General features: G+C 70.1%; 21 protein-coding genes. 8 read left to right on the top strand and 13 right to left on the bottom strand.

What is annotated here, in order from left to right; translation table 11 throughout:
• Window positions 1-201 precede the first annotated feature (201 nt).
• The 3 genes from VF632_RS19535 to VF632_RS19525 are packed head-to-tail and all read left to right on the top strand — an operon-like array spanning window position 202 to window position 1,876.
• Window positions 202-624 (top strand): hypothetical protein, encoded by a 423-nt coding sequence (locus tag VF632_RS19535; RefSeq protein WP_331024617.1) that lies wholly within the window; start codon window positions 202-204, stop codon window positions 622-624.
• The gene (locus VF632_RS19530; protein WP_331024616.1) at window positions 624-1,268 is read left to right on the top strand and encodes an alpha/beta hydrolase; all 645 of its coding nucleotides are present in this window, start codon (window positions 624-626) and stop codon (window positions 1,266-1,268) included. Before VF632_RS19535 ends, VF632_RS19530 begins: the two co-directional genes overlap by 1 nt.
• Window positions 1,265-1,876, top strand: coding sequence for a flavin reductase family protein (locus VF632_RS19525; protein WP_331024615.1), 612 nt, complete (start codon window positions 1,265-1,267; stop codon window positions 1,874-1,876). Before VF632_RS19530 ends, VF632_RS19525 begins: the two co-directional genes overlap by 4 nt.
• A 338-nt stretch (window positions 1,877-2,214) precedes the next feature.
• Here the strand turns inward: VF632_RS19525 and VF632_RS19520 are convergent, their stop codons facing one another.
• The 4 genes from VF632_RS19520 to VF632_RS19505 form a co-directional block, all read right to left on the bottom strand.
• Window positions 2,215-2,553 carry a hypothetical protein gene (locus VF632_RS19520; RefSeq protein ID WP_331024614.1) on the bottom strand — a complete coding sequence of 113 codons (339 nt, stop codon included), beginning with the start codon at window positions 2,551-2,553 and terminating at the stop codon, window positions 2,215-2,217.
• Window positions 2,554-2,812: 259 nt separating this feature from the next.
• A complete protein-coding gene (locus VF632_RS19515; RefSeq protein ID WP_331024613.1) occupies window positions 2,813-3,337 on the bottom strand; it encodes a DUF4262 domain-containing protein in 525 nt (174 codons plus the stop codon).
• Between the two features lies 1 nt (window position 3,338).
• Window positions 3,339-4,121, bottom strand: a complete 783-nt coding sequence (gene murI / locus VF632_RS19510; protein ID WP_331024612.1) for a glutamate racemase — start codon at window positions 4,119-4,121, stop codon at window positions 3,339-3,341.
• On the bottom strand, window positions 4,118-4,705 hold the full coding sequence (locus VF632_RS19505) for a hypothetical protein (protein WP_331024611.1): 588 nt from the start codon (window positions 4,703-4,705) through the stop codon (window positions 4,118-4,120). Before VF632_RS19505 ends, murI begins: the two co-directional genes overlap by 4 nt.
• A gap of 593 nt (window positions 4,706-5,298) precedes the next feature.
• Between VF632_RS19505 and VF632_RS19500 the strand changes: the two genes are divergently transcribed.
• From VF632_RS19500 to add, 4 genes are all read left to right on the top strand, one after another.
• A complete protein-coding gene (locus tag VF632_RS19500) occupies window positions 5,299-6,021 on the top strand; it encodes a rhomboid family intramembrane serine protease (RefSeq protein WP_331024610.1) in 723 nt (240 codons plus the stop codon).
• 428 nt (window positions 6,022-6,449) lie between these two features.
• Window positions 6,450-7,754 carry a NupC/NupG family nucleoside CNT transporter gene (locus tag VF632_RS19495; RefSeq protein ID WP_349264021.1) on the top strand — a complete coding sequence of 435 codons (1,305 nt, stop codon included), beginning with the start codon at window positions 6,450-6,452 and terminating at the stop codon, window positions 7,752-7,754.
• 169 nt (window positions 7,755-7,923) lie between these two features.
• On the top strand, window positions 7,924-9,564 hold the full coding sequence (locus VF632_RS19490; RefSeq protein ID WP_331024608.1) for a hypothetical protein: 1,641 nt from the start codon (window positions 7,924-7,926) through the stop codon (window positions 9,562-9,564).
• A gap of 163 nt (window positions 9,565-9,727) precedes the next feature.
• The gene (gene add, locus VF632_RS19485; protein ID WP_331024607.1) at window positions 9,728-10,762 is read left to right on the top strand and encodes an adenosine deaminase; all 1,035 of its coding nucleotides are present in this window, start codon (window positions 9,728-9,730) and stop codon (window positions 10,760-10,762) included.
• A gap of 281 nt (window positions 10,763-11,043) precedes the next feature.
• Here add and VF632_RS19480 read toward each other — a convergent pair whose 3' ends face one another.
• A complete protein-coding gene (locus VF632_RS19480) occupies window positions 11,044-12,057 on the bottom strand; it encodes an alpha/beta hydrolase (RefSeq protein ID WP_331024606.1) in 1,014 nt (337 codons plus the stop codon).
• A 439-nt stretch (window positions 12,058-12,496) separates the two neighbouring features.
• The gene (locus VF632_RS19475; protein WP_331024605.1) at window positions 12,497-13,453 is read right to left on the bottom strand and encodes a hypothetical protein; all 957 of its coding nucleotides are present in this window, start codon (window positions 13,451-13,453) and stop codon (window positions 12,497-12,499) included.
• Window positions 13,454-13,584: 131 nt separating this feature from the next.
• Here VF632_RS19475 and VF632_RS19470 point away from each other — a divergent pair, with 131 nt between their 5' ends.
• The gene (locus tag VF632_RS19470) at window positions 13,585-14,079 is read left to right on the top strand and encodes a hypothetical protein (RefSeq protein ID WP_331024604.1); all 495 of its coding nucleotides are present in this window, start codon (window positions 13,585-13,587) and stop codon (window positions 14,077-14,079) included.
• 71 nt (window positions 14,080-14,150) lie between these two features.
• On the opposite strand, the gene VF632_RS19465 is transcribed toward VF632_RS19470, so the two are convergent.
• The 7 genes from VF632_RS19465 to VF632_RS19435 all read right to left on the bottom strand — a co-directional run bounded on the left by VF632_RS19465 (window position 14,151) and on the right by VF632_RS19435 (window position 22,522).
• Entirely contained in the window at window positions 14,151-14,666 is a 516-nt protein-coding gene (locus tag VF632_RS19465) for a hypothetical protein (protein ID WP_331024603.1), read from the bottom strand.
• 39 nt (window positions 14,667-14,705) lie between these two features.
• Window positions 14,706-15,392, bottom strand: a complete 687-nt coding sequence (locus tag VF632_RS19460; protein WP_331024602.1) for a hypothetical protein — start codon at window positions 15,390-15,392, stop codon at window positions 14,706-14,708.
• A gap of 103 nt (window positions 15,393-15,495) precedes the next feature.
• Window positions 15,496-17,133, bottom strand: a complete 1,638-nt coding sequence (locus VF632_RS19455; protein WP_331024601.1) for a hypothetical protein — start codon at window positions 17,131-17,133, stop codon at window positions 15,496-15,498.
• The gene (locus VF632_RS19450; RefSeq protein WP_331024600.1) at window positions 17,130-17,900 is read right to left on the bottom strand and encodes a DUF4159 domain-containing protein; all 771 of its coding nucleotides are present in this window, start codon (window positions 17,898-17,900) and stop codon (window positions 17,130-17,132) included. The genes VF632_RS19455 and VF632_RS19450 overlap by 4 nt, the downstream gene beginning before the upstream one ends.
• Window positions 17,897-20,194, bottom strand: coding sequence for a hypothetical protein (locus VF632_RS19445; RefSeq protein WP_331024599.1), 2,298 nt, complete (start codon window positions 20,192-20,194; stop codon window positions 17,897-17,899). The genes VF632_RS19450 and VF632_RS19445 overlap by 4 nt, the downstream gene beginning before the upstream one ends.
• Complete coding sequence (locus VF632_RS19440; protein ID WP_331024598.1) at window positions 20,191-21,621, bottom strand: BatA domain-containing protein; 1,431 nt, start codon at window positions 21,619-21,621, stop codon at window positions 20,191-20,193. The genes VF632_RS19445 and VF632_RS19440 overlap by 4 nt, the downstream gene beginning before the upstream one ends.
• 4 nt (window positions 21,622-21,625) lie before the next feature.
• Window positions 21,626-22,522 (bottom strand): DUF58 domain-containing protein, encoded by an 897-nt coding sequence (locus VF632_RS19435; RefSeq protein ID WP_331024597.1) that lies wholly within the window; start codon window positions 22,520-22,522, stop codon window positions 21,626-21,628.
• Window positions 22,523-22,741 lie beyond the last annotated feature (219 nt).

Below are 22,741 nucleotides of genomic sequence, written 5' to 3'. Positions count from 1 at the left end.
TTCCGCACTTCCGCACTTCCGCACTTCCGCACTTCCGCACTTCCGCACTTCCGCACTTCCGCACTTCCGCACTTCCGCACTTCCGCACTTCCGCACTTCCGCACTCACGCACTCACGCACTCCCTTTCGCACTTCCCCCGTCCCCGTACATTGTCCCGCGAGCGGCCGTCCGGGCCGCGCTTCCATCCACATCGCGGATCGATGAACATTCTCTTCCAGGCCCACTCCGGGCTGCGCTACCTGGTCCTGCTCGCCGGCGTGGCCGCCATCGTCGTGCTGATCATGGGCTACGTTCGCGGACGGGCGTACGCCGGACCCTCGCGCGGCTTGGCGGCGGCGTTTACCGGATTGCTGCATCTGCAGGTGCTGCTTGGGATTGGGCTGGTGCTCACCGGCATCTGGTACGGCGCGCTGATGGGGCACCTAGCCATGATGATCGCCGCCGCCATCCTGATGCCCGCGCTGTCGGCGTACGCCAAGAAGCAGCCGGATGGAAAGAAGGCGCACGGCGTGGCGCTCGCGGGGGTGGTGCTCACCCTTCTGCTGATCGTGGGCGGCATCATTTCGATCGGCCGCAGCCCGCTCGGCACCTCCGGCCGGCCTTCTGCCTCCGCGGAGCGCTGATGCTGAAGTACGAAGCCGCGGTTCCTCCGGACGTCCAGGACGGCGCCCCGCTGGTGGTGCTGCTGCACGGGCGCGGGGCGGACCGCTTCGACCTGCTGTCGCTGGCGCCGCACTTGGCGCCAGGCGCCATCGTCGTCACGCCCGAGGCGCCACACAGCGGAACGCAGTGGGGATACGGCCCGGGGTGGGCGTGGTACCAGTTCATGGGCGGCACCGTGCCCGAGCCCCAATCGTTCGAGGCGTCGCAGCAGGCCTTGGCGGAGTTCCTGGGCGAAATCCCCGCGCGCCTGCCCGTTCGCACGGGGCCGCTGGTGCTGGGCGGCTTTTCCCAGGGCGGCACCATGTCGCTGGCGTACGCGCTGCGAAACCCCGGCGCCGTGCCGATGGTGCTGAACCTGAGCGGGTTCTTCGCGCAGCACCCCACCGTTGCCGCCACGCCCGATACCGTGCGCGGCACCCGGTTCTTCTGGGGCCACGGCACGATGGACCCCGCGATTCCGTTTGCGATGGCCATCGAGGGCCGCGCGGCCCTGCGTGCGGCGGGGGCGGACCTGGAGGCGCGCGACTACCCGACGGGCCACGGGATCAGCCCGGACGAGGTCGGGCACGTAAAGGCGTGGATCCAGCAGGGGCTGGCGGGATGATCTGGAATACCGCGGCGCTCACCGGCCGCGAGCGGTACCAGCTGCTCACCTCGCTCGTCGTCCCCCGGCCGATCGCGTGGGTGTCCACCTGGTCCGGCGAGGGACGGCGCAACCTGGCGCCCTTCAGCTACTTCGCCGCGATCTCCGCGACGCCGTTCCTGGTCTCGGTGTCCATCGGCAGCCGGCGGGGCGAGGACAAGGACACCCTGCGCAACATCCGGCGGACGGGCGCGTTCTGCGTGAACGTGGCGACGGAGGGGCAGCTCGCGGAGATGAACGAGACGGCCGGCGAGTACGCATCCGACGTTGACGAGTTCGAGCGCGCGGGGCTGCCCTCGGCCGACGCGGAATCGGTCGATGCACCGTACGTGGCCAACTGTCCCGCGGTGATGGAGTGCCGCGTCTTCAAGATCGTGGAGCTGGAAGGCAGCACCAACACGCTGGTGATCGGCGAGGTGCTGCGCGTGCACCTGGCGGACGACGTCCGCATCGTCCCCGACACGATGTTCGCCGACAGCGCCGCCCTGCGCCCCCTCGCCCGCCTCTGGGGCGACTTCTACTCCACCATCGGCGACACCCCCGCCCTGAAGCGCCCCCCCGCCATCTGAGGATCGGCTGAAGCCCGGCGATCGAGCGGGGACGCGACGTTGTCATCCCGACGGAGCGGCCAAGCCGAACCCGCAGCCACTCCAAAGCCAGGCAGCGACCGAGGGATCCGCCACACACTGTGCCGAATCGCTCCGCCGCCGCGGACACACCATTCCGTGGTAGGTTCTCAGCGGAATCCCACGACTCCGAAGGAGACGCGGTTCTGGGCCGCGTCGGTCATGCCACCGAGCGCGTCGTGTGTGGCGGATCCCTCAGTCGCTGCGGAGTTCGGCGTTCGGGCAGGGACGGGTTGGCCGCTCCATCGGGATGACATCCGGGCGTCGGTTAGTGCCTCCGTCTACCGATCGCGCTGATTCCGGAACTGGCCCTCCGCACTGTTGCGGTGCCACTCCAACTCGTGCGCGGTCAGCGGCCGGACCGCGAGGTCGCAGACCATCCACAGACACAGCGACAGCGGGTAGAAGGCGAACGGCGCGATCGTCATCAGCACCAAGCCGACCCCGAGCATCAGGTTCCACGGCACGTCCGGCCAGGTCGCCGCCACCAGGATGCCTGCCGCTACGACGAGAATGCCTTCCGCGAGGACGATGTTCAGCATCATCCCGCCCAGAAAGTAGTCCTCCTCGCCGCGCTCCGTCCGCATCCCGCAGGCACCACACTTGAGCTTCAGCTTCATCCAGCGCTCGGTCAGCCGGTCCCCACCGCAGTGAGGGCACCGCAGCCGGAGCGCACGCCCCAGCATCGTGATCACCGGGGCGCGGGTGAATGCTTTCGGACTCGTCTGCGAAGTCATCTTCATCCACCTCTTTATCCGTCATAGCCGTAACTCGCTATCCTGACGGAATCTTCATGTTTTTCCGCAGAGCCGCAGTCCGGAAATCCCTTACGTTGCGTACGACACTAAGGGCGGCCACTGGACCGGTGGCCGCCCTCGTTTACCTGCCCAATGAATCGGAAGTAGGTCTCATCCCCGAAACGTCCGGATCGGGCTCGAACAGGCGCGGCTGTCGCTGGCGCACCTCGGCGATCACGTCCGGGTCCCACGGGTATCGGTGCTGCCGGTCGGGCCAGAGCAACTGCAGCAGTTGGAAGCCGTCCGACCGGTGGTACCACCGCGCCCAGCCCACCAGTGGCTCGTACCAAATCGGCATGACGGTGCGCGCCAGGCACGAGTAGCCATCGAGCAGTGCATCAGTTTCGGCGCCGTCGCTGAAAGGACGGCCGGCGCGAATCTCGTCCGCGGCGGTGTTGAGCATGGCATGCGCGGTATCCCGCGGCAGCCCGAACACGATCAGCTCGGGATGCTGGAGCGTATCCGGCAGGCCGATGCTGTAGGACCAGCCGGGGAGGTCTCCGTTGGGCGCCACGTGGATCAGGTGCAGGCCATACCGCTCCACGTCCTCGGCACAGCGACGCTCGTCGGCGTCCAGCCCGGGGCCGCTGGACGAGCGGGAGGCCACGTCAGATTTCCACCCGTTGGACGGCTTCCGGCTCGCCCCAAAGGCGGTGGACGATGCGCTCCGCCCCGGCCGGGTCCGCCGTCGTAAAGATTCGGACGGAGCCGGGGCCGTCGGAGGCGAGCGAGTTCGCCTCTTCCAGGATCTGCCGCGTGCGCCGCGCGATGGCCGTGCTGCTGTCCAGCAGCTTCACGCCCGGAAGCGCCTTCTGGATGGCCTCCCGCACGAACACATAGTGCGTGCACCCCAGCACGACGGTGTCCACGTCCGCCGCGCGGAGCGGGGCCACGTATTCCGCCATGCGTGCATCCAGCTCCGGGCCGGCGAGCACTCCGTCCTCCACCATGTCGGCCAGCCCCGGGCAGGGCTGCCGGACGACGGTGGCGCCGTTCCCGTAGTTGTCCACCAGGCGCTGCAGACGCGCGGAGCCGCAGGTGCCGGTGGTCGCCATCACCCCCACCCGGCCGCTGGGGGAATCGCGCACCGCTGGCTTGATGGCCGGCTCCAGTCCGATGACGGGGATGGTCAGCCGCTCGCGCAGGGCCTCGAGCGCCGCGCCGGACGCGGTGTTGCAGGCGACAACGAACACCTTGGCCCCCTGCCCCTGCATCCACTCGCCGATGCGCAGCGTCCGCTCGCGCACCTCGTCCTCCGAGCGGTCGCCGTAGGGGACGTACGCCGTATCCGCCACGTACAGCAGGTGCTCGGACGGGAGCTCGCGGCGGATTTCGCGCGCCACGCTCAGCCCGCCCACCCCCGAATCGAAGATGCCGACGGGCGCGGTCACGGGCCGACGGGAACGGTGGCGCGCAGCTCGGTGCCGCCGCCGTTGGGCCGCGGAACCGCGTTCACGTGGACGTCGAAGTCCTGCAGGTGCGCGGCGACAAAGGCGTCGGCGCCGGAAAAGAACAGCCAAAAGACGGACAGCGTGATCCAGTCTTCGCGCTGGTTCTCGCGGTCGCGCACCAGCGGGGTGCGCGCGTCGGGCGCCAGCTGGCCCAGGTCGCGGAGGATGGCCTGCCGCTCGCGCGCCTCGTCGAGCTTCTGGTCGGCCGTGTACCACATCCAGAGGCTCCCCGCCTCCAAAAAGAAGTACTCGGCGCCGCGGCCGGGCGCGCCCAGTTCCGACTGTCCCCATCCCGGAAGCACCAGCGACCGCACGAAAGCGCCGCGCGGCGAAATGCGCGGAGGCGCGGTATCCGGCTGCACCGGCCGCACCACCTGCCCGGCACGAGGGGCCAGCGGCCGCACCGAGTCCGTGGGCTGCGGGTCCTGCGCGGCGACGTGCGCGGGCGAGAGCGCCAGCGCCGCGGCAGCCAGCGAGTGCAGGAAGAAGCGTATGGTCATATCCGTGTACGGACGGATCTGCATCGGTCGATGAACGTCGGGTTTGTGCGCGGGCCGCGTGCAAGCGCCGGTCCGGCCGTGCGCATACGCCGGAAACTAGCGCCTGGGCCTGCGGGCGGCGAGATCGTCAGGCTGCCGATGCGTATCCCTCAGGGCCTGCCGGGTTCCGTCTGTGAGGGGGTGCACGTCGGGTTCTGGGGCACGTCGACGAATCCCGGTGCTCGGGCCGGCGCCCCCCATCCCCAGCCCTTCCCCCGCAAACCGCGCGGGGGAAGGGAGCCAGTGTGGCGCGCCAGGCCAGCCGAAGCGCGATTCAGGTCTCCCCCTCCCCTGCGAAGCGGGGGACGGGGGTCGGGGGAGGGGGCTCCCAGGGGCATGCGCCTAAGCTCTCGAACCGCCACCGCACTCACTCCTCTCCCCCGTGCAGTTTACGGGGGAGAGGCTGGGAGAGGGGGGCGACGGCGGACGCGCCGAGATCAGTCTCATCACGCTGAAGTTCATCCCGCGGTGCCGGGGGAGGGGCCCAAGCCGCCGGGCGCCCTTGCGGAAACACCCGTCTGCGGCGCAATTCATCCGTGGCGCAAACCACCCCATCCACACCCCTGCGAGCCTGGCCCTTGATCCCGCTGAACGACGAGAACCCCACCGAGCTGCGGCCGTGGATGACCGTGGTGCTGATCATCGCCAACACCCTCGTGTGGATCCTCATCCAAGGCGCGGGAGAGATGCAGGCGCTGGAGGCATCGGTGGTGGTGTTCGGCGCGCAGCCGTGCGAGATCACCGGGGCGTGCCAGACCACCGGTCTGGGCACGTCGGCCCTGGTGACGTCGATGTTCATGCACGGCGGGTGGGGGCACATCCTGGGCAACATGCTGTTCCTGTGGGTGTTCGGGAACAACATCGAAGACTCGATGGGCCACCTGCGCTTCCTGGCCTTCTACCTGATCTGCGGCGCCGCGGCGGCGCTCGCCCACGTGTTCTTCTCCCCGGCCAGCGAGATCCCCATGGTGGGCGCCAGTGGGGCCATCAGCGGCATCATGGGCGCGTACATCCTTCTGTATCCCGGCGCCCGGGTGCGCACCTACTTTCCCCCGTTCTTCTTCTTCCGCATCCGCGCGTTCTTCTTCCTCCTGCTGTGGTTCGTGCTGCAGCTGTTCGAGGGGATGGCCGCGCTGGGCATGCCGGCGACGGAGGAGGGCGGCGTGGCGGTGTGGGCGCACATCGGCGGCTTCGTGGCGGGGCTGCTGCTGATCAAGCCCTTCGACCGCCCGCGGCTGGTGAGGGCCAAGCGCGAGGGCGTGCAGCTTTCACACGACGAGGTGGCGCCGCTGCGGTGGTGAAGGTAGAATGACGATCTTCCGCACACGCTGTCGGGTTTTCCCATCCATCCCCCGCTCACGCCGGGCTCCCTGAACGCATGGCTTCCACGCGCAAGAAGCACCTGAAGTGGCTGCTGCCCCTGTGGCTGGCCGCCGCGCTCCTCCTGTCGGCGGGGCTGTACGCCCGCGCCCAGCAGCCGGGAGACAGCACGGGCCCCGTGCAGGCGCAGCCCGCGGCCGGGGCGCAGGAGCGCCCGGCCAACCCCGCCTCGCCACAGGCGCAGTCGCCCGCGGCCAACCCGGGAGACCCCACGGCACCCCTCGCCTCGCCCGAGGCGGCACAGCGGGCGCAGACCCCGCAAAGCGGCATCGTGGCCGATTCGGCGCCCGCCGCGCGAAACGCGGGCGAGATGGCGCGGCAGGCCCGCGCCGACGCGCGGGGCACGCCCATCCAGAAGGCTACCAGCGCGCTGGGGATCCTCGTGTTCATCGCGCTCGCGTGGGCGATGAGCGTGCACAAGCGCCGAGTGGACTGGCGGCTGGTGGCGTGGGGGCTGGCGCTTCAGTTCATCTTCGCCCTCCTGATCCTCAAGACGCCGTGGGGCGCGGCTTTCTTCGACGCAGCCAACGACGCGTTCAACGCGCTGATGGGCTATACGGTGGAAGGCGCCAAGTTCCTGTTCGGCAACCTGGTGTTCAACAACATCCCGGTGGGCGGCGGGGGCACCGGGTTCCCGGCCATGGAGCCCATCGGCACCACCACGGGCTGGGCGGGCGCGGGGGCGTACTTCGCCTTCAACGTGCTGCCCACCATCATCTTCTTCTCGTCGCTGATGACGCTGCTGTATCACATGGGCGTCATGCAGGCGGTGGTGAAGGCATTCGCGTGGGTGATGATGAGGACCATGAAGATCAGCGGCGCCGAAAGCCTGAGCACCGCCGGCAACATCTTCCTGGGACAGACCGAGGCGCCGCTACTCGTGAAGCCGTTCATCGGCACCATGACCAAGAGCGAGATGCACTGCGTGATGGTGGGCGGCTTCGGCACGGTGGCGGGCGGCGTGCTGGCCGCGTACGTGGGCTTCCTCGTGGCCTACTTTCCCGACATCGCCGGCCACCTGATCAGCGCCTCGGTGATGGCCGCCCCGGCCTGCATTCTCGTCTCCAAGATCATGTATCCCGAGACGGAAGAGCCGGTGACCGCGGGGAACGTGAAGATCAAGCTGGAGAAGGTGGATGCCAACGTGATCGACGCCGCGGCGCGAGGCGCCAGCGAGGGGCTGAGCCTGGCCCTGAACGTGGGCGCCATGCTGATCGCGTTCATCGCGCTGGTGGCCCTGCTGAACGGAATCCTCAGCGGGACGGCGGGGCTGTTCGGGATGGACCTGACCATCCAGAAGTTGCTGGGATGGATCTTTGCCCCCTTTGCCTGGCTGATGGGCGTGCCGAACCCGGACGTGCTGGCGGTTGGCACCCTGCTGGGCGAAAAGACGGCGCTGAACGAGTTCGTGGCGTACGCGCACCTGGGCGGCATGCTGCAGGAAGGCGCCGGGCTGCAGCCGCGCTCGGTGGTGCTGGCGACGTACGCGCTGTGCGGCTTCGCCAACTTCAGCTCCATCGCCATCCAGATCGGCGGCATCGGAGGCATGGCGCCCGAGCGGCGCGGCGACCTGAGCCGGCTGGGGCTGCGGGCGATGATCGCCGGCACGCTGGCCAACTTCATGACGGCGTGCGTGGTCGGGATCCTGACCTGAACCCGTTACCCGAACAGAATCCGAACCTTCTTCGGTGGTGAGTGTACATAGAGCGCGCCAGGGCTGCTGCCCGTGGCGCGCTCTCCGTTAGTCTGCCAATGGGCCGACAAGGAAGGGCGCGGGACTCGACAATCCGGAAGTACCAACCCACTCACCGGGGGAGTACATCATGCTGGATGTGGCAACCGACAGTTCGGTCCTCCCACACGACTTGGACATCACTCGAATTTTCTCCAGCGGGGTGACTCAAGACGCGTTGCGTGGACGATTGGAGCAGGAGGGTAAGCTCGTCATTGAGTACGGGTTGTGGAGCATCGGGTTCGCCCAAGCCTCGGCTGACGTGGTGCAGAACCTTCTTGAGGCGTCCTATATCGCAGAGACCCTCGGAAGTGCAGCGGATCGCGTCCGGTATGAGCGCATCAGCGGCGCTAGCTACCATCCGGTATGTCGATTCGAGCTGAGTTCAACCGATCCCGAGGCACTAGCCGAGCAAGTATACGAGCTTTCGATTGGACTCTCAGCGGAACAGGAAGACGAAGACGCGTACCTCTCACATTTGGAGGCACTGGAAGAGCACCGTGAAGAGATCGAGCGCGATGAGGGAGAATTTCACTGCCCCGAGATCGTGGATGACTACCTCGCAAATCTCATCCACGGCGTGTATCCAGCCATGGTTGCGGATCTTGATGTTGAACGGTACGGGCCGGACAGCGACGAGAGTTCCGAGAGATTCAAGGAAGACGAGGAAGACGAGGATTACGAGCCCCCCCAGGCATTTCTTAGCCGTGTTTACGAACAGCATCCGGAGCGGCGGTATGGCTTCTGGAAAAGCGCCAACAGTGCCACGCTGGGATTTCCGCTCTATGTCTCACCGGACTGCTGGATTGCACCGCGCGGGACTGACGTAGAAGCGCTGCTCGCGCAGTACTCCGATTTACCTGAAGTGGAACCACACATAGAGGCGACGTTTTTAGGATCCGGAAGCTACAGCTTTCTGCTGCATGCATCGGCCCTAGTACATGCGCCCTTCGGCCCGCTTCAAAACGCCCTTCGTTGTGCCGCGGAACTCGGTGCCCTTCGTCATGAACACGAGATTCCCGACGATATCCTGCTGACCTACTCCGACGAGGAAGATCACGTCTTCGAGCACTACGGGATTGATGTGCACGGAGATCTACCCCGCCCTAGATATCTGCTCGCGAACTCCGGATCATCACTGATCGTCGAAGGCGGTCCGTTCACCTTTGTGCTATTTCCGCTCGTGGTCAAGCCGAACCAAGCTTTTGCTCTTTATGGCGACCTGTCCCAGTCATTCGCTCACGTTGCCGATTTCGCGGGTGTCACGAGCGAGATTCGCCTGCCGTGGGAGTTGCTGAATGATAAGTCGTTCGAGGAACTGTGTTACGATATCCTCTACCATCACCCGAAATTCGACCCAGCGACGATCGACAAAGAAGGAAAAACCAACAGCCGCGATCGAGAACGGGATATTACAGTGTATACCCGCGAGTTGCCCGGCCGTCCCGCGCGGAAGTATGTATTTCAATGCAAGTATCGCAAACCTGGAACTTCGCTCGGTAGAAAGAGTGTAGGCAATGTCTCCGATACGCTTCTGGAGCATCGCGCGACCGGGTACGGGCTGATGACCTCGGTTGTGATTGACGCTGGCGTCTACGATAAAATCGAAGCCGTATGCGAAAGCCTCGACCGAGAGAACGACAACTGGTCCGTATACGAGCTTGAGCGTTTCCTGGCGCGTCACCCCCGACTGGTGGAGCGGCATTTCGGCACACGAACCCAAGGGAGCTGATCGCCGCGCTGGGTGGCGCGCGGCGGGCGGGCGAAGTACAATATCCCACCGGAGCGACGAACGAGGCGGCCTCTGCGGGCGGGCGGGTGCACCGGTGTGCACCCGCCTGCGCGTTTATCCCGGAACCCCGGCCGCGACGCAAATCAGCAACAGGACCGAGACCATGGCCATCGAAGTAACCCGCGAACTGCTGCACCGGCTGCCCAAGGCCGAGCTGCACGTGCACCTGGACGGATCGCTCCGCCCTGAAACCATGCTGGAACTGGCCGCCGAGTACGGTGCGACCATGCCGGTCAGCGACCCCGAGGCGCTGCGCGACTACATGCACGTGAAGGACGCGCGCAACCTGGTGGAGTACCTGGACCGCTTCGCCATCACCCTGTCGGTGATGCAGACGGAGTACGCGCTGGAGCGCATTGCCTACGAGCTGGCCGAGGACCTCGCCGCCGAGAACGTGCGCTACGCCGAGATCCGCTACTCGCCCATCCTCAACAGCCAGGGCGGGCTGCCGCTGACCGCCACCGTCGATGCGCCGCTGCGGGGCCTTGCGCGCGCGAAGGCGGACTTCGGCATCGAGACGGCCATCATCATCTGCGGCATCCGCAACATGGAACCCGCCACGTCGCGTGACCTGGCGGACCTGACGGTGGCGTACAAGGACCGCGGCGTGGTGGCGTTCGACCTGGCGGGCGCGGAGTACAACTACCCCGCCAAGAAGCACAAGGACGCGTTCTACACCGTCATCAACAAGAACATGGCGGCCACCATCCACGCCGGCGAAGCGTACGGCGCCGAGAGCATCCACCAGGCGCTTCACTACTGCCGGGCCAACCGCATCGGCCACGGCACGCGGCTGTTCGAGGACCCGGACCTGATGCGGTTCGTGAACGACTTCCGCATCCCCATCGAGATCTGCCTGACCAGCAACGTGCAGACGCGCGCGGTGGACAGCTTTGGGAGCCACCCGCTGCGGCAGTACTACGACGCGGGCCTGGTGCTCAGCCTGAACACCGACAACCGGCTGATGAGCGCGACGACGGTGACCGAGGAGTACTGGCGCGCGCACCAGCACCTGGGCTTCACCTGGAACGAGCTGGTGGACATCGCGCTGATGGGCTTCGACAGCGCCTTCATGCACCGCGCGCAAAAGCTGGAGATGCTGCGTCGGGTGGGGGCGGAGATCGACGCGCTGACCTAGTAGAGCGCCCCTGCCCCGGCCCCTCCCCGCGCAAACTACGCGCGGGGAGGGGAGAACCGACGAACTTGCCCGACCCGCGAATCTGTCATCCAGAGGCGCGAGCGAACGACACCGGCCCGCGGCACACACTCGGCGCGCCGTGGGATCCAGCCGAGGATGCGTCCGAACTTGGGCGCGGCAGCGGTCACGATCCCAAGGACTCGGCCAGCGGCATCGATGGAAACGGACCGGCCCCTGGATGGGGACCGGTCCGTTCGTTTTTCCTCGCCAGCCAGCCTCCATCACCCGCGCCGTACGCCTGCACCCACCGGATCCGACGGGGGTGGCGCGGCCGCGGCTGTCGCGCGCTCCTCCGCCGTCACCGGCGCCGTGCCGATGCGCTCGTGCAGGAACTGGTGGCGGTCCACGGCGGCCTGCTCGGGCAGGCGGTGGCCGGAGTCGTACCACCGGACCGTGTGCGACGAACCGGCGGCGCGGTGCAGCGCCTCGGCCTTGTACGCGGGGACGAACGGGTCCGTACGACCGTTCTGGAAGAGGATGCTCCCTGGCTTCGCCCGCGCGATGTAGTCGATGCCTTCTACCGGCCGCATGGCCGCCACCCAGCGGTTCCACTCCGCGTCGGGGATCCCGGAAAGCTGCTCGCCGCGCTGCCCCTGCGCGTCCGTCACGTGCGACACCATCCCTCCATCGGGCACGAACAGCACGTACGCCGCGGGGCGAGGGTCTACGGCCGCGTACATGGTGCCCACCGCGCCCCCGTAGCTGCCGCCCACGAAGGCGATGCGCGCCGGGTCCACGTCGCTCCGCGCCAGCAACACGTCCACCGCGCGCTGCAGGTCCACGATCAGCTGCACGTGGTCGGCGCTGTCGGCTTCGGTGAACGTCACCATCTGCCCGCCGCGCCGGGCGAACGGGGCGTCCACGGAGATCAGCACCGCACCGCGCCGGGCCAGGCGCAGCGAGCCCGCCGCGATGGACCGGGCGCTCCCCGGGGCGCCGTGCAGCTGCACGATCCCCGGCTTCCGCGCCGCGCCGCCGCGGGGAACGAACAGCAGCCCCGTCGCGCGCCCTCCGCGCGGACTGGCGAAGCTGATCGCGTGCACCTCCACATCGCCGTCCACGCTTTCCAGCGAGTCGCGCAGGTCCAGCGGGGCGGCGCGGTCGTACGCGAACGCCCCGGCGGCGATGGCGTCGCGGGGAGCCTGAGCGCAAGCCGGCACCACGGCCGCGCCCGCCAGCATCAGCGCGAATCCAGCGGCCGCGCGCCGCGCGGCAAAAGAAAGGTTCCCGTTCATCGTCGTAGCTGCCTGGGTATCAGGTTCGAGCGCGCCCCTGTCGTCGCGCTCATGCCGTTCGATCCAGGTTTGTCGACCGACCGTTGCGGGCGAACGATGAGGGAACGATTACGAGCAGGCGCGTCCCGTCCGGGGCTTCACCTGCACCCACGCGGGGTCTCCCCTCCCCGCATGCGCAGCATGCGGGGAGGGGCCGGGGGAGGGGCCACCAGAGGCATGCGCCGGCCCATTCGAAACGCCCCAATCATCACCCGCCTCTAACGACACCGACCGGAGCGCTGCGGGCTGGCTCCCTTCCCCCGCGCAGTTTGCGGGGGAAGGGTTGGGGATGGGGGGCGCCCGAGGAATGCGCCCGACCCAGTCCAACCCCCAACGAAGTTCTCCCCTCTCCCGGCGCAGTTTGCCGGGGGAGGGGCCGGGGGAGGGGCCGCCCTACCCCTCACGCCGGCGGCAGCCCCGCCAGCGCGTGCAGGTGCTGGACGACGGCGCGCGCCGTTTCCGCGGCCGCGTATCCGCCCTCCAGCACCGACACCAGGCGCCCGCCCGCGCGCTCGTCCGCCCATTCGCGCAGTGCGAGCGTAATGGCGTGCACCTCGTGGGGCTCCACCGCGAGCTGCCCGACGGGATCGGCGTCCAGGATGTCGAACCCCGCCGCGAGCAGCACGAAGTCCGGCGACTCGGCAGGGGGGACGGCGGCAAGGGCGGCGCGAAGGGCCTCCTCGAACTCCTCGCCTCCGCTGCCCGGGGACAGCGCTGCGCCGGCGACTTCCGGATGCTCGGCGGCGGACGGGTCCGGCGCAGGGAACGAGAGGGGGTGCTGATGGATGGAGATCAGCCCGATTCCCTCGTCATCCGCCAGCAGGCGTGCGAGCGCGAGCGGCGGGCGCACCCCCCAGCTCACCACCAGCACGCGGGCCGCCGCATGCCGCTCCCGCAGGTGCCGCGCGGCGATGGCGACGTTGTTGAAGAGCCCGAATCCACCCGGCCCATCGGCCCAGGCGCCGGCCCCGGGCGGGCGGGAGAGGGCGAAGGCGTTGCGCGCCTCGCCCGCCAGCACGGCATCCACGGCGGTCAGCGCGGCCCCGGCCGAGGCGCGCGCCGCATCCCAGGAGGCACCCGACACGGGAACGCCGTCCAGCTCCAGCGTCTCCTCGCTCCGCGCCGCGTCAGCCGCCACCTCGCGGACACGCGCGACGTGCTCCGGCGTGTGGATCAGGCACAGGTCCTCGTCCGTCGCGGGCACGGCCTCCAGCTGCAGCACCGGCTCCCACAGCGCCACCATGTCGCGCTGCACCGCCCGGACGATCGCCGGAAGGCGCCCCTGGTGGTCGGGATGGCTCCAGCCCGTGTCGTGGCGGGAACAGTCTTCGTGGCTGACGAAGGCGGTAATCTTCAAACGATCCGGCTCCGGCTGCGGGGTCGCTGCCCAATATGCGGCGGCGCGGGGCTACGGCAATGCTGCCCGGCGATGGGCCGGGGCCTTGCATGTCTCCCCCGCCCTGACATTCACACCGCGCGGAGGATGCGATGCAAGACGAACGCGAGACGGTTGGCGGCAGCGAGGGCCAGGGATTCGGCGGCGGGCGCGGCGGCGCGGCCCCCGAGGGTGGCGGCGACCTGGGTGGCAGCGCCAGCGGTGCGTCGGGGGGTGACCTGGGCGGGTTCGGTGGCGGAGCCGGAGGGCGCGACCTGGGCGGCCCGCCCGCGGATGACGGGTCGGATCGCGCCAGCGACGAGCAGGTGTCGGGCGAGCTGGGCAGCTCCGGCGGGTCGGGCAGCGGCCACGGCGGGCATACCAGCGGGGCGGGCGGCTACGCCGGTGCCGCGGGAACGGGCGGCAACGCCGGAAGCGGCCTGACCGACGGCCCCGACGGCGACGCGGGGATCGCCTCCAACGACATCGGCGGGGGCGGCACCAGCGGCTTGGGCGACGAGGACGTCTTCCCGAAAAGCCTGGGGCTGGACGGCGGGACCGGCAACAACGCAGGCGGTGGCACCGCGACGGGCGGCACCGTCGGATAGCGGGCCGGGGTCATGGAAAACGGGCCTGCGCCCTTCCCGGTGCAGGCCCGTTCGTCGTTTGGGCGATGGCGTCACCCGGGTGCCGTCTCCAGGCGCCGCAACTCCGCGATGGCGCGGCGGCAGAGCCAGAGCGGCACGATTCCGATCACCCCGAAGGAGCAATCCACCAGCCGCCACCAGAAGGGAATCTCCCGCACCGCTCCGGCGATCAGCGCCAGCGGAATCACCGCCGCGCAGGCCAGCATCCCCCAGGTGATCACCCACTCGTTGCGCATCGGGTCGCGCAGGGGGCCGATGAACAGCATGGCGATCACAAGGTGCGCGAAGGCCAGCCAATCGGTTCCGTACGCCAGGAACGGGTAAGCGTCGTTCGTGGCGCGAAGGGCGTCCCGCACCGTCACCAGCCAGCGCATCAGCCCCGTGTACCTCTCCGGCTGCGCGACGGGTCCGGCACCCAGCATGCCCGTCAGCCACTCCAGCTCGGTCTGGATGGGGAACGCGGTTACGCCGCTGACCACCAGGCCGAAGATGAAGAACCAGGTCAGCCAGCGCACGCGCCTCCGCAGCTGCGCTACGCGAGCCGCCACTGGTCGAGCGTCCATCATCCTGCGGTCGACGATCCGCGGTCAGGCGCAGGCCGCCAGCACGTGCGCGGACATGCGCGGCGCGGCTGGGTCCGCCGGAGCCGGCGTGGGCTCGGACTGGGGCTCCACCGCCGACGCAGGTGCGGGCGCAGGCTGCACCGGCGCACCCAGCAGCCGCGGCCCGCGCTCCGGGCGCGGCGTGGCAGGACGCGGGGTGCTGGCCGTGCGCGCGGGCGCGGAGCGGCGGGCGATCTCCGCCTCGTATCCCGGCCGCGTGTAGCGCACCTCGGAACCAGGCGCCCCGTCCCCCCGAGGGCGGCGGAGGCGAATCTCCAGGATCATGTTCTCCATCGTCCAGACCGCGACGTCACGCTTGCGGCAGAACGGCGGACCATGCGTCCGCTCGGCGTCGGCGGCGGCCAGCGTGAACAGGTCCGCGGCGCTGACGGCGTGGGTCTCGGGGTGGAACCAGATCAGCCCCACCAGCGTGTCCTGCGCAAGAAGCGCCACCGCCTGCACGGGTCCCGTCGTGGACATCGCGTAGATCTCGCGCCCGGCGCGGGTCGCGGCGATGCGCATTCTGCTGCTGTCGGCCAGCAGGGTCGCGGTCTCGGCGCCCGTGATGCCCCATGGCAGGGCCTTGGGGATCGGCTGCTGGGCGCGGGCGGGAACGTGGAGCACGAGGGCGGCCGCGATGAGGGCAGCGAGGCGGAGAAGTCGCGTCGTCATTCGGTTATGGTGTGGCTGTGGCATGGGTCGGCGGTGCGGGAATGTCGTCCGGCGGACCGCGTGATGCAAGCTCTCTGCGACCGTAGCAGCATCGATCTGCAATCTACGGCTGTCCTCGGAGTCGGCGGATGGCCCACTCCGACGCGGCGGCGAGCAGCAGCGCGGCGAAAAGGATCGCGGCTAGCGGCAGGCGCGAGGTGCCCCGCGCGCCCTCCGGCGTAAGGCCCTGGATGACCGGGCGCAGCGAATCCGCCGCCAGCATCCGACCTCCCGACGCGCCGACGAGGACCGCGAGCCGCGCCCACCCGTCGTCCGCGGCGCCGGTGGATGCGGTTGCACGCAAGGCGGCGGATGGGGTGCGTCCCGCGAAGGCGAGCGTGTACAGCCCCGTGTCCGCCGGGACGAACGCCGTGCGCAGCACGCCCGGACGCGCGGGATCCGCCGAGAGCCCGAGCGTGTCGGCGCGGCGGCCGGGACGCGTGACGATCAGGGGCGGCGGCGCGGCTTCCGCCATCACGTAGACGATCACCTCCCGTTGCACCCCGGCCGGGCCGACGGGTTCCGGCACGGAGATGGTCAGCGGATCGCGAGGCGCGGAGGCCAGCCAGTCCACCAGCGCGCGCCAGAACTCGCGGTGCTCGGCGATGCGGCCGGCTTCCATTCGCCACCGCCAGGTTTCCGTCAGCGCCAGCGACGCCGCCCGCCCGCGGCCGAGAGGGCGCAGACCCAATACGCCACCGCCCGGCGACGATGCCGCCATCCATGCCCCGGGCCGCACGCCCCCGAAGAGCACCGCGCCGGAGCGGACGCGATCCGGCGGGAGCGGCGCCAGCTCCGGCGGGAGCGTCCACGCCAGAGAGGGGCCGTCCACCGCTCGCGCCCGGCCGGGATCCGTGACGATGCCGAACGCCCCCGCGCCCGCCGCCCCGCCCACCAGGAGCACGCCCCCGCCCCGCCCCGCCGCCCAGTCCGCCAACAGACGCCGCTCGGATTCCGCAGCGGGAGCCGCGTTCAGGACCACGGCCGCGTCCACGCGCGCCAGGCGATCCGCCGTGACGGCGCCGCCACCAGCCGCCACGGCCTGCCCCCTGCCCAGGTCGAACGCGGTCTCCACCGTCGCGCCGGATTCTTCCAGCGCGCGGACGACGAACTTGCTTTCCCAGTGCGGAAACCCGGCGCGGACCAGCACGCGCGGCGGACCTGCGGAATCCACCCACGCCCCCGTCCGTGCTGTCTGCCCATCCGCCTCCACCGTCCACTCCCGCCACCCCGCGCGCGGAGGACGGACCCGGAACGCGCCCGCCGCCGTGCCGGACGCGTCCATGCGAATGCGCAGGCTGTCCAGCACGCCGGTGTCGTCGCTGATGCGCACCAGCACGCTGTCGCCCGGCTGCGCGCGGAGGCGGAAACCCACGGCGGCGGCGCGGCCCGCCAGGGCGCGCGCCGGCGGCTGCGCCTGGACGACGGCGGCCTCATTGGGGAGCGCGGCGTAGAGCGGCGCGCGGCGCGAGGCAGCGGCCAACACCTCCAGTTCGCGCGCGGTCGGCGGCTCCGCGGACGCACGGGCGATGGCGGGAACGGGCGCGCCCACCAGCAGCGAGTCGCGCCGAGCCTCCAGCGCGCGGGCGTTCTCGATCCACACGGGTGCGGGCGGACCGCCGCGCGTGCGCCAGAGCGGCGGGGCGAGCGCGGCGACCAGCAGCAGCAGGACTGCCCCGCGCAGGACCAGCGGCAGCCTCATCGCGTCAGCGCGTAGACGACCACGTTCACCCCGAACCGCGTGTTATCGACCGAGGAGAACCGCTTGTTGCGCGCGTGGTAGTTCCACTCCGACGCGTAGTCCTTGTTGCTGTACAGCAGCCCGATGCGGCCGTTGATGGTAACGCCCATCAGGTTCTCGTGCACCAGCCCGTCGCCCCAGCCGTTCAGCTCGTGGCTGGTGGTGGGTGGCCCGTCCTCGAACACGAAGAACGCGCGATACAGTTCGTGGTTGTTCGGGATCGGCTTCAGCGCGCCAGGGCCGAAGATGCGCGCGATTTCCGCCACCGCCGTCTTGTGGAAGCCGCCATCGACGTCGTGGTTGTGGTCCTCGATCATGATGAAGCCGCCCCGCTGAACGTACGCCTTGAGGTTGGCGCTCTCCTGCGGGTTGAAGCGCAACGGCAGGTGGCCGGTAAGGAATACGAACGGAAACCGGAACAGCTCGGGGCTGGACAGGTCCACCAGCGCGCCCTGCGACGCCACCGGGATGGAAGTGTACTGCGCGACCGAGTGCAGGATGTTCGTGGGCACCAGCGGCGCGCTGTCCCAGTTGCCGCTCTCGTACTTCGCGATGGCGAAGACGAAGGCCTCCGGGCCGCGCGCCGGCTCCGCAGCCGGAGCGTCCTGTGGCGGCTCGGGCACCTGCACCACCACGATGGAGGGCGACGAGAGGACCGCCGTCGCCGTGCCCGCGATGGCGGCAAGAGCAAGCGTCAGGGCGATGCGACGCATCCGGCGGCGGCTCACGGCATTCTCCCGATGCGGCGGAAGTACTCGGCCGCCGCGGGATCCGAGGTCGTGGGAAGCGGGCGCGCGGCGGCCCCAGAGCCGGGTGCCAGCCGCTCGCGGGCGCGGCCCAGCAGGTCCCGCGCGCGGTCCGCCCGCCCCGCTCCCGCCTCGCCGGAGGCGCGTGACACGAGGGCGGCGGCCTCACGGTCCGCACCGGCCTCCAGCGCGCGGGCGGCCAGCGCCGATATCTCCAGCGACGACTGGCGCGCGGGGCGGCGGCCCAGGCCGGCGGCCACCCGGTCCAGCTCCGCGAGCAGCGGGCCGAGCGACGGCAGCGCCGTGCCCTGGGCGCGCGCGGAAGGCGCCACGTCGTCGAGCTTCCCCTGTCCACGCGCCTCGGCGACGTCGATCGGGTCCACCCGCACGTTGCCGCGTGGGAACACGCGATCCGCCTGCTGCATCGCCTGGATCATCCGTAGCGCCTGGTACTGGAAGGGCAGCGACGAGTCGGGCTTCGCCAGGTTCAGCTCGCTCTCGCTGCGCCACATCAGGTTGTGCAGCGCCATCAGGTCGCGGTTCACGTCCAGGATGGTGCCCTCGTCGTGTTTGTGGCTGATCTCGTCGAGAGTGCCCCGCCCGGTGGCCTCCGACGCCTCCTCCAGCAGCTCCTCGGCGCTGGGCCGCTCCGCTTCCGCGTTTCCCGCCTCCGTGTGCTCGTGCTGGGTGCCAGACGTTTCCAGATAGCCGAAATCCAGGTCCTGCCCCTGAACCCCCGATTCGGAGCTGCGCACGTAGATCTGCTCGCCCACCACGTCGCGCAGGCGCCCCTGCTCGCGAGCCACCTCGCCGCTGCGCTTCAGCAGGTCGGCCCGTGACAAACGTGGCGCCTCGCGTACCAGCCGCTCCGTCATCAGGATGATCATCCGCTGGCTGAGCACCGGGTCTTTGGGCAGCTCGGCGGGCAGGCCGATGTCGGTGTTCACCTCGTCGAACTCGTCCGGGCGCGCCACGCGGATGATGCGCGTGCGCGACACGCTTTCGCCCGGTCCCGTGACATCGTTGCGGTCTCGCGCTACGGCGCGGATGTGCATCACGTCGCCCGGCTGCAGCTTCAGCGTGCCAAGGTCCACCACAAGCTCGCCCCTGGCGGTCTTGCCGATTCGCGACACGCGCGCGAACTGCCAGTCGCCCTCCACGAACTCGTACGATTCGCCACTGCCGCGCGAGTGCGTCCAGTGCAGCCAGAAGCCGCCAATGCCGTAGTCGTCCCCCGCCGTGGCGCGAATGGTTAGACGTCCGGTCCCCTCCGCCAGGATGAGGTCCGCCTGCGGGACGGTCAGTTGCACGTCCGGCGGCTGGTCGGGCAGCGCGATCAGCGGAACGACCCGACGATCGATCACCTCGCCGCCGGCCACCGCCTCCAGCGACAGCCCGCGCGCGTCCGCCGCCATCGTGTAGTCGATCACCCACTCGCCGCCGGCCCGGCGAACCGGCAGCGCCCGCCCGCCGATGACCGCGGCGCGGACACCGTCCCACCGGTCCGGAAAGCGGCTGCGCAGGCGGATGCGGCTTCCCGCCAGCGCCGAAACCGGCTCGTCGCCCCGGTCTTCCCGCGGACCGATACCGGCGTACGCGGGGGGCTGCACGCGCCACCGCAGCTCGTCGAACAGGGGCATGGGCGCGGGCGCGGCGTTCGGAAGCGTCTCCGCGCGCACTTCCGACCACCGGCTGGCATAGGCGTCCGCGGGATGCATCCACCGCGTCCACGCTTCACCCGCCACCTGTGGCAGCGCGAGGGAGAAGATGCCGGCCAGCGTCAGCCCGACCCCGAGCACGATCGCCGGGACCCTGAGCGTAGCGGGGGCGACGCCGCGCGGATCGGTCTCGGCCAGGCGCCGCGCCGCATCCGCCACAAACGCGCGGACGACAACCCCGTCCGGCAGGGCGTCCGCCGCATCGAAAGCCGTCAGCAGGCGGTTCTGCAGCGCGGGAATGCGCTCCTCCGCCAGCAGGGCGAAGCGCCGGGGCGGAGGCGGACGAACGACGCGGTGGATGGAGAACGCGACGAAGCCCAGGCCGAGCAGGGGCGGAATCCACCGCAGCGTCTCGCGCAGCACGGCGCGGAGTGGGATCAACAGGTCCAGAAAGACGAGCAAAATCGCCGTTGTGACGAGCAGCGCCGGGGTGATCACCAGGGCGCGGAGCAGCACCGACCGCCGCCACGCCGCGCGCACACCGCCGATCAGCCGCTCGGCCGGGGCCTGCAGCGGCCGTGGCGACCTCCCGAGGGGTGAGTGGACGATGGTGCTCATCGTGGCGCCCTGCGTGTGTAGGCCAGCAACGTTTCGATCAGCGCGACGGCGAGCGCAGCCGCGAGCAGCCATCGCCCGAACGCGATTCCGCCCGCCGCGGCCAATCGATTGGCCGCAATGGACGACGCGCCGCGGCCGCGCAGCACCTGGACCGCTCCTGAATCCAGCGGCCGGTCGATCTTGCTCTCGTCTTGAGACTCGCAGCCGCGCGCCAGCCGGCCCAGCATGGCCGGATACTCCGCCTGGAAGGGCAGATCGCCCCCCTCCAGCGCGGTTCCGACATACACCGAGCATCCACGGACCCCGCGCATTGCCGTAGCGGCGGGCCGGCCGTCGTCCCAGGCCGCGACCGTCCACGCACCCTCCGTCGTGCGCCCCTCGACGCGCCCGGCCGCCCCGCCGATCCGCAGGTCCGGCCCCAGCCACAGGGTACCGCCGCTGTTCGGGCGCACGGTGAAGGGGCCGTCCCACGGCATCATATAGCTCCATGCGCCGGAGTCTACGACGGCGGTGGAGGCGACTACCAGCGAGGCCCCGCGGCGGACGCGAGAGATCAACTCTCGCGCGGTTGGGTGATCCGGCTGCGTCAGCACGAAGTAGGCGCCGGAGTCCGGGGACATGGTATCGGTCGCTGCGGCCAAGCCGGTAGGCGGGATCACCTGGACCTCGTACCCCAGCGCGCCCAAAGCGACGCTGACGAACCGCCCTCCCTCACCCGCCACCACGTACGCGCGTCGGGAGGATGCGGGCAGGTCCGCCGCCGCACTGTCGTGTGCCATCGGCAGACGGGTTATCTGGATCGCTCCCGGCCAGGCAGACTCGCGCAGCACCCCCAGCCCCGGCGACCAGCCCGCGCGCGAGAGCGGAGAGATCATCCGCACGGTGACGGAATCTGCGCCGCGGAGGGCGCGCGTAGCGGAGGGGATCGCCCGCAGTGCCACACCATAATCCGACCGCGCGCGTCCAGGCCCGGCGGCGAGAAGCGAGTCGAACAGCGCGGGGCGAACGCGGGCCCGCGGAACGTGCACGGCCGCAGAATCGAACAGCACCAGTTCCCCGCGCGCCTCGCCCTCCGGCCCGAGCAGCGCCTGCCGCGCCGCAGAAAGCCCGGTGCGCCACCCCTCCGCATCTACCCCGCCCCCGCGGTCCAGCAGCACCACCGTGCTCGTCCCCTCCGGCGCGGGAATCCACACGGGCCGCGAAAGCGCCGCGCCGACGAGAAGAAGAAGCAGCATGCGCAGCACCAGCAGCGGCAGGTCCGTCGGCCGGCTGACGCGGACGGCGTTGCGCGGGTCCTCCGCCAGGAAGCGCGCCGTGGGAAGCGGCACCCGGCCGGGCGGACGGCGGCGGATCAGGTGTAGGGCGAGAGGCACCAGCATCGCGAGGGCGCCGGCAAGCAGGAACGCGGGGACGGCGAAGGTCAGCACCCCATCATCCCCGCCGCGCGTTCACCCAGGCCACCAGCGCGTCCTCGACGGGCTGCCCAGTCGTCAGGGGCACGTATTCCACGCCGCGCTCGCGCAGGCGGTCGGCCAATCCATCGTAGTAGGCGCGGACGCGGCGGACGTAGCCCGCGTCCGCATCCGGCGTGGCGGGAAGTTCGGTCTGTGGCTGCTCGGGATCGAAGAACAGCCCCGCGCCCGGCGGACGATCTCCGGATTCCGCCGCCGTCAGCACGCGCATGGCGATCACCTCGTCTCCCCGCGCGCGCAGGCGGGCCAGCGCGGTGACCAGCGCGGACCCGTCATCCTCTTCCAGCAGATCACTGATCAGCACCACGCGACCGCGCCGCTGCATGGTGCCGCCCACGCGGTCCAGCGCGGCCCCGGCAGACCCGGAGCCGGACGGCGCCATGCGCTCCAGCTGCATCAGCAGGTCGTGCAGGTGCCCGCGGCGGGAGCGCGGCGCCAGCAGCAGGCGCGGCTCCGCACCGAACGCCGCCAGCCCCACGGCATCGCCCGCGCCCAGCATCAGGTGCGCGAGTGCGGCGGCCACGTAGGCGGCGTATCGCGACTTGGGAACACCGCCCGGGTCGGCGTAGTCCATGGACGCCGACGTGTCCATCACCAGCCAGCACTGCAGGTTGGAGCGCTCCTCGAACTCGCGGACGTACAGCCGGTCGGTGCGGGCGTAGAGCTTCCAATCCACGTAGCGAACGTCGTCGCCCTGCTGGTAGTCGCGGTGCTTGGCGAAGTCCTCGCCCGAGCCGTGCTGGGGGGAGCGGTGAATGCCGGATTGGAAGCCGCGCACGATGGTCTTCGCGATCAGGTCCAGCCCACCCACGCGCTCCAGCAGGTGCGGGGGGAGGAATGCGGCCGTCGCGGTCATGGGCGCGGCCTCGCGCGGCCTCGCCGCGATTCCCCAAAATCTGAACCGGCCTCAGCCCTGCACGGGCGAATGAATTCGCTGCAACAACCACACGAAGTCTGCCTTCGCAGACTGGCCTGCTGCGGTGTGAGATCGAGTCTGTGGCGCGCCCGGAGCTTGGTGCAGTTCTCCCCCTCTCCCGCTTGCGCTACCCATTACCCACATCTTTGTATCGGGCCA

This window comes from Longimicrobium sp. (genome assembly GCF_036388275.1).
Lineage (GTDB): Bacteria > Gemmatimonadota > Gemmatimonadetes > Longimicrobiales > Longimicrobiaceae > Longimicrobium.
This window is presented reverse-complemented; position numbering and strand designations above follow the sequence as displayed.